Source organism: Echinicola sediminis (assembly GCF_054777495.1).
On the sequence record NZ_BAAHAP010000217.1, the window covers coordinates 1 to 1,828 of the forward strand.

At 34.2% G+C, this 1,828-nt stretch carries 1 protein-coding gene; it reads right to left on the reverse strand.

Features of this window, described 5'->3' with window-relative positions:
* Positions 1–478: 478 nt before the first annotated feature.
* Positions 479–1,558 (reverse strand): fatty acid desaturase family protein, encoded by a 1,080-nt coding sequence (locus tag ACYVAA_RS22810; protein WP_460546369.1) that lies wholly within the window; start codon positions 1,556–1,558, stop codon positions 479–481.
* Positions 1,559–1,828: the final 270 nt, after the last annotated feature.

Sequence of the window (1,828 nt, forward strand, 5' to 3'; positions counted from 1 at the left end):
GTCAAGTTCCTCATTATTTAGATAGTAATTCCTTTGAGTGAACCTTTTATCCAAATGCTCATCATAAATCTGCCGCATAGTTTCCAGAAAAGTCTTCATATCGATTAAGTCCCCACTTACAATGTAACCTTTAAGATTTATCCACCTTTTTATCATCGGATTCAATATTACTCCCTCAAACAAGGTATCTCTGATTGAGTCTATGTCAAAAATGCCTAAAATTAGATATTTTTAATTACAGAAATCTGGATAGTAATTATATAAATCACAGTTCTATTTTTTGCTAACAAAAACCAAATCACCTTGCATTGGTAAAAACCAATATAGGGTTGCCCAGAACCTTTATTGTTCAAAAACATCATTTTTACCTTCTCCATGCTTTAAAAATCGAAACCTCAACAAAACTATTCCTTCAGGCTACACATGGCAGGGAAGATAAAGATCTTCAGATAGGGCTAACATAATTCAAGGAACCGAATTATGCCCTACCTAACTGACGGAGCATTTTTATATGATCCAAAAGCGCCGTAAAAAAGGACCTTTTGACCAAATAAGGTAAATTAAATTCCTCCGCAGTTTTTGAAACAATCCTTGAGAGCTTTTTATAATGAACATGGCAAATATTGGGGAATAGATGGTGTTCAACCTGAAAATTCAGCCCCCCGATCAACCAAGAGAAAAGGGTACTCCTTGGTGCATAGTTACTAGTAGTGGTCAATTGGTGCAATGTCCATTCATTATGAATTTCTCCAGTTTCATCTGCTTGGATAAATTTAGTACCCGGAACGATATGGGCTGTTTGAAAAACAAGACTTATACAAATTCCAGTGACAAAATGCATACTTAAAAAGGCAAAAACCACAATATAAGCAGGTAATGGCACCATAATCAAGGGTAAAACCAGGGCGTAGGAATAATAAACCATTTTCCAACCTGCAATTTTTAACAATTCTTTTTTGAAACTACCTGTGTTATCATAAAATCCCATTTTATGATAACGACAAGCTCTGACAAAATCCTTCATCGTAATCCATGAGATGGTAGAAAGTCCATAAAAGAGCCAAATATAAAGGTACTGAAAACGGTGTATCCAATAATGCTTAGTATTAGGAGAAAACCGCAAAAAAAATGGCACATTAATATCATCGTCTCCTTCTTCTATATTAGTGTAGGTATGATGAAGGATATTATGTTGAATTTTCCAAACAGAGGAATTGGCCCCGATTAAATTCATCGTATAGCCCAAATACCTATTGACAATAGGACTCTTCGAATACGAGCCATGTATAGCGTCATGCATTACCCCCATTCCTATACCGGCCATGCCAAAACCACTAATAATATATAAAGCAAAAAGCAGGAAAGTGTTTTCTACCATCCCTGAACAGATAAAAATGAGAGGGATAAAGAAAACGGAAAGCATAAACACGGTTTTTACTATCATGCTTCCATTACCAAATTTACTGATATTGTTATTTTTAAAATATTCATTCACTCTGATACGCAAAGCTTTTGAAAATTCAGACCTGCCACTATATGTAAATTTCAAATTTTTCATTGGATATTATTTATATCAATCTTGATTCAATAAGTGTCATCAACCGCTCTGCGCACTAAGAAATAATCCTATTCGCATTATTGAACCATCTTACTAAGTTGAAGCTTTTTTTATAATAATACCTTACAAAAGGACTGGTAGAGTTTGTAAATATCACACCTATGAGGATTTACCCGAAATCTTCCAATGAACTTAATTTCTCATACTTATTTCTTTGCAAAAAAGCTGTGATTTGAATTGACCGGAAAAACAAAAGACATTGAAATACAC

Coding starts and splice junctions, on each gene's coding strand:
- ACYVAA_RS22810 (WP_460546369.1), bottom strand. CDS start 1,558: ATGAAAAATTTGAAATTTACATATAGTGGCAGGTCTGAATTTTCAAAA.